This window comes from Accumulibacter sp. (genome assembly GCF_031732815.1).
GTDB lineage: Bacteria > Pseudomonadota > Gammaproteobacteria > Burkholderiales > Rhodocyclaceae > Accumulibacter.
The window spans coordinates 1-3,415 of sequence record NZ_JAVMKF010000223.1 but is presented as its reverse complement, the minus strand read 5'-3'; the positions used below and the strand labels follow the sequence as shown (position 1 = coordinate 3,415).

General features: G+C 65.8%; 4 protein-coding genes. 3 read left to right on the top strand and 1 reads right to left on the bottom strand.

Going from position 1 to position 3,415, the window contains the following annotated elements:
• The 3 genes from RKP46_RS14060 to RKP46_RS14050 form a co-directional block, all read left to right on the top strand.
• Positions 1-1,102, top strand: a 1,102-nt coding sequence (locus RKP46_RS14060; protein ID WP_311107212.1) for an efflux RND transporter periplasmic adaptor subunit, incomplete at its 5' end; no start/stop codon positions are given.
• The gene (locus RKP46_RS14055) at positions 1,099-2,292 is read left to right on the top strand and encodes an ABC transporter permease (protein ID WP_311107211.1); all 1,194 of its coding nucleotides are present in this window, start codon (positions 1,099-1,101) and stop codon (positions 2,290-2,292) included. The genes RKP46_RS14060 and RKP46_RS14055, both read left to right, overlap by 4 nt.
• A complete protein-coding gene (locus RKP46_RS14050; protein WP_311107210.1) occupies positions 2,293-2,997 on the top strand; it encodes an ABC transporter ATP-binding protein in 705 nt (234 codons plus the stop codon).
• 77 nt (positions 2,998-3,074) lie between these two features.
• Here the strand turns inward: RKP46_RS14050 and RKP46_RS14045 are convergent.
• Positions 3,075-3,415: hemerythrin domain-containing protein (locus RKP46_RS14045; protein WP_311107209.1), on the bottom strand; the 341-nt coding region annotated here is incomplete at its 5' end.

Genomic DNA, 3,415 nt, shown 5'->3' with positions numbered 1-3,415 from the left:
CCAGGGACCGCTGGCGCCAACCAGGGTGACTTTGGCCAAGGTGCAGCTGGGGCCGTTGCTGGAGAGCACCTTCGGCATCGGCACAGTCGAGGCTCGCCGCAGCTATGCTCTGGGTCCGACGACGGCCAGCCGTGTGGCGCGCGTGCTGGTTGACCAAGGCGATGCCGTCGCGGCCGGGCAACTACTTGCCGAACTCCATCCGGTGGACCTCGACGATCGCGTCGCGAGCGGCCGAATCGTCGCACAACGTGCCGCAAGCGCTGTGCGCGCGGCGCAAGCTGAGCTGGTCGCGGCGCAGAGCCGTGCGCTGGTCGCGGTCGCCAGTGCGCGTCGTTCCGCCGAACTACGCGCACGCGGTTTCTTCAGCCAAGAGGCGACCGACGCCAAGCAGCAAGAAGCCAATGCCGCGACGGCGGTAGTGGACGCCACTGCCGCCCAACTGGCGGCGGCGCAGCGCGATCACGAACGCGCGCTGGCCGATGTCGCCGGTGTCGGCAAGCTGCGCGCGCAGGCACTGCTGGTGAGTCCCGTCGATGGCATCGTCAGTGCGCGACTGTTCGAACCGGGATCGACGATCGTTGCCGGGCAGGCCGTGCTGCAGGTCATTGACCCGGCGAGCCTGTGGGTCAGGGCGCGCATCGACCAGGGCCAGGCCGGCGGCGTGCGCGTTGGACAGTCAGCCGAGATCGTGCTGCGCTCGGATGCCAAGCGTGTCTACCCGGGCGAAGTCCGGCGCGTCGATTGGCTAAGCGATTCGGTCGCCGAAGAGCGGATCGTCAATGTCGCCTTCGCGGCGATTCCCGACGCACTGTCGATCGGAGATCTGGTCGAGGTGACCATCGGCACCGCTGAACTGCCCGATGCACCCTGGTTGCCGGCGGCGGCGGTGAAGCGTGTGGACCGAAAGGACGGCGTATGGCGCATCAAGGACGGGCGCGTCGCGTTTCACCCGGTCGAGGTCGGCATCTCCACCCTGGATGGCCGCAGCCAGATTCTTGCTGGTCTGGCAGTCGGCGACGAAGTTGTCGTACACAGCGAGCAGGCATTGCAGCCCGACGCGAAAGTCAGGGTCGTCGTCGCCATCGTCGGTGCCAGGCGATGATCAATCTCGCCGGTCGCGACATCCTCAACGGCTGGGGCAAGTTCGTCTTCACCGGCCTCGGGCTCGGCTTGCTGATCGGCGTCACGCTGTCGATGGCCGGGATCTATCGCGGACTGGTCGATGACGGACGCGTCCTGCTGGGCAATGCTGGGGCCGATCTCTGGGTCGTGCAGCGCGACACACTTGGCCCCTACGCCGAGCCGTCGAATGTGCGCGACGACGCCTATCGCGCCTTGCTCGGCGTCAAGGGGGTGGTCGAAGCCGGCAACGTCACCTATCTGACGATGCAGATCGAACACCAGGGCGGCAACGTACGCGTGATGCTGGTCGGCTTTCAGCCAGGGCACCCCGGCGAGCCTGGCTACTTCGTTGCTGGGCGTCCAGTCACGCGTTCGCACTACGAGGCGATCGCCGATATCAAGAGCGGCTTCAGCCTCGGCGAACGCATTCGCATCCGGCGTCATGAGTATACCGTGGTCGGGCTGACCCGCCGCATGGTATCGTCGGGCGGCGACCCGATGGTCTTCGTCCCGCTGCGCGATGCGCAGGAAGTGCAGTTCCTCAAGGACAACGACGCGCTGCTCAACGAGCGCGCGCGCATCGCAGCCAATCCGGCATTCAACCGCCCCGCTGTGCCGGGATTACTCGAGGCGGTGCAGGCCAGCCAAGCCAACAGCCGGACAGTGAATGTGGTCATGCTGCGGCTCGCGCGGCACGCCGACGAAGCGGTCGTGGCCAGCGAAATCAGGCGTTGGAAGCACCTCGAAGCGTATACCCGCGCCGATATGGACGAAATCCTCGTTGCCAAGCTGATCGCCACCTCGGCAAAACAGATCTTTATGTTCCTGGTCATCCTGGCCATCGTCAGTGCGGCCATCGTCGCTTTCATCATCTACACCATGACCCTGAACAAGGTACGCGAGATCGCCGTGCTCAAGCTGATCGGCGCGCGCAACCGGACCATCTCCGCGATGATCCTGCAGCAGGCGCTTGGCCTGGGTGCGATCGGCTTCATCGTCGGCAAGACCGCAGCAACGCTGTGGGCACCGATCTTCCCCAAATATGTCTTGCTGCTCCCGGGCGACGCGCTGCTGGGCGCATTGCTGGTAGTGGTGATTTGTGCGCTGGCGAGCATCGTCGCCATCCGTGCCGCGCTGCGCGTAGACCCGGCGACGGCGATCGGCGGATAGATGGCTGCAGCGATCGAAATCAGCGGCCTGACCAAACGCTACGGCGTTGGCGATGCCGCGGTCGATGCACTGAAGGGCGTGGACATGATCGTCCAGCCCGGCGAGGTCGTCGGGCTGATCGGCCCCAGCGGTTCGGGCAAGAGCACGCTGCTGAAATGCCTGGGCGCGGTGATCGAACCGACCTCGGGCCGTATGGCGCTCGCCGGGGAGGCGATCTACGACAACGGCTGGCGGGTCAGCGATTTGCGCGCGTTGCGGCGCGATCGCATCGGCTTCGTTTTCCAGGCGCCGCATCTGATTCCGTTTCTCGACGTCACCGACAATGTCGCGTTGCTGCCGATGCTGGCCGGCATGTCCAACGCCAGGGCGCGCGACCGGGCGCGCGCGATGCTTGCAGCGCTGGATGTCGGTCATCGCGCCCAGGCGCGGGTGCCGCAGCTTTCCGGTGGTGAGCAGCAGCGGGTGGCGATCGCCCGCGCACTGGTCAACCAGCCGCCGATCATCCTCGCCGATGAGCCGACGGCTCCGCTCGACAGCGAGCGCGCATTGGCCGTGGTTCGTATCCTGAACGAGATGGCGAAGCGCTTTTCGACGGCGATCATCGTCGTCACTCACGACGAAAAGATCATCCCAACCTTCCGGCGGATTTATCACATTCGTGACGGGCGCACCTATGAGGAAGCCGGCGAGGGGCGGGCGGCTTGATCCGCTGCAGACGAGCAAAGGAGACGCCGGCGATTGTCGGCAGCCGGGAATTGCGTTCGCGTGCCGGGGGCCGGCGCCTAAGCCTCGTCGATTCCCCGGCGCGCGCGCATCGCGCGTCCGATGCGAGCGAGATCATCGTCGCTCAACAAGCGCGCCGCCATGGGCAAGAGTTCCTTTTCCTCGCGCTCGATGTGGCGTTCATAGCGAACTGCCAGTGCCTCGACATCGTCAAAAAGCAACGGCACGCGCTCGCCGGCTGCGATCCTTTCGAGGATGGCGCGCAGGTGTCGCCAGCAGGCTGCCAGCGCGCGGTGATCGGCCGTCAGCCCATCGATCATGTCGCGCAGGCAGATCGCGTCCGATCCGGCCATCGACTCGATCAACGCCGGAAAGAGGTCGTCTTCTTCATCGGCATGAT

Bases quoted from the DNA above. Each gene is read 5' to 3' on its own strand.
- RKP46_RS14055 (WP_311107211.1), top strand. From the start codon at position 1,099: ATGATCAATCTCGCCGGTCGCGACATCCTCAACGGCTGGGGCAAGTTC.
- RKP46_RS14050 (WP_311107210.1), top strand. From the start codon at position 2,293: ATGGCTGCAGCGATCGAAATCAGCGGCCTGACCAAACGCTACGGCGTT.